This window comes from Rufibacter sp. XAAS-G3-1 (genome assembly GCF_013623775.1).
Taxonomy (GTDB): Bacteria; Bacteroidota; Bacteroidia; order Cytophagales; family Hymenobacteraceae; genus Nibribacter.
In genome coordinates this window covers 1-1375 of record NZ_JABFAM010000038.1, presented here as the reverse complement: position 1 = coordinate 1375, position 1375 = coordinate 1, and the positions used below count along the sequence as shown (strand labels likewise).

Annotated in this window: 1 protein-coding gene; it reads right to left on the bottom strand. The window is 60.8% G+C overall.

From position 1 onward, the window contains the following. Nucleotides 1-1375 (bottom strand): IS1182 family transposase (locus HHO50_RS20875; protein ID WP_181309084.1); only part of this gene is annotated, 1375 nt, incomplete at both ends.

Here is a 1375-nt window from a genome sequence, read left to right as displayed (position 1 = left end):
CCCCTGGTGTTGATCTTGCGTAGTCCCATGTAGTTGATGAGCGTGCCCAGCACCGGCTCCACCGTTGCCTGCCTGAGGCTCTTCATCCTTCGCCCATAGCGACTCTTTATCCTAGCAATCACCCGCTCGTACTCATCCCTGTAGTAGGTGATCCCCGCCTTCCTTTCGTGGCTTTTGCCGATGCAGCCCTCGCGCAGGGGGCAGCCCCTGCAGTCCCTGCGGGTGGTGAGGTAAACCTTCTTCTTGATGTTGCCCTTCGGCTCCACTTTCACCTTCCGGAACGTGGCTTTCTTGCCCTGCGGGCAGAGCCAGCAGTCTTCTTCTTTGCTATAGCTAAAGCCTTCCGGCCCGCCTTTGTAGGTGCCGTGGGGCGGGATGAAAGCCGTGATACCCCGCTCTTCCAGCAGGGCGTAGTTCTCGCCCGAGGAGTAGCCCGCATCCGCCAAGACAGTGTTGCAGCTTAAAGCTAAGCTATCAAGTCTTTGGGTGAGGTCTTGCAGTACCTCGGGCAAACACTGGCTGTCTTTTCTGTCGGCAAAGTCCGCCTGCACGTGCGTGATGGTGTGATGGGCAGCATCCACGGAAAGCTGGGCTAAATAGCAAAGCTTGCGCGCTTTTCCTGGCTTGACGGCGATGCGGGCATCGGGGTCCACGGGGGAGTAGTGGGTCTTGTTGGAAGTGTACTTGCTGTTTTTATTGTGGGCGCCCGGCCTGAGGTCCTGCTGCAAACTCCACTTCCGGTTGCGGGCCTTTATCCCCTGCAGCTCATCATGGCTGGCCGAGATGGTTTGCTGTGCTAAGGAAGCTTTGTTTACAGCCGCTTTTCTGTCGGCCCGGCTGATGGCGCGGACCCGCCCCAGGTGAGCGTCGAGCGTCTCCCGGGGCACCTTCAGCTCCAGGGAGTCCATCGAGGCGTTGGCTTTGATGAGAGCGGAATCGACCACCTGGGTATGCCCGGCCACCATGCCCGCCTCCGCGCACAGGGACAGCACCCGGGTGAAGACCTGCTCGAAGAGCGGCTCGGGCAGCAGCTGGCGGGTACGGGAGACGGTCGAGTGCCAGGGCAAGGGCTCGTCGAGCTGGTAGCCCAGGAAGTACAGGAGGTCCAGCCGCAGGCTGCAGTGCTCCACCAGCCTGCGGTCCGAGACGATGTTCTCCAGGTAGCCCACCAGGCAGAGCCTGAAGAAGACCACCGGGTCGATGGAGTGCTGGCCGCAGCTCCCGTAGTAGGGCCGGGTCAATTCGTAGAGGAACGAGAGGTCCAGCCTGTCTTTGAGCCGCCGGTAGAAGTTGCGCTCCGGAACGTGCGCCGAGAGCGAGAAGCGCAGCTCCTTCTCATCGGCAAAGTGCTTCCTGCCCTGCATCGGTAAAAAGA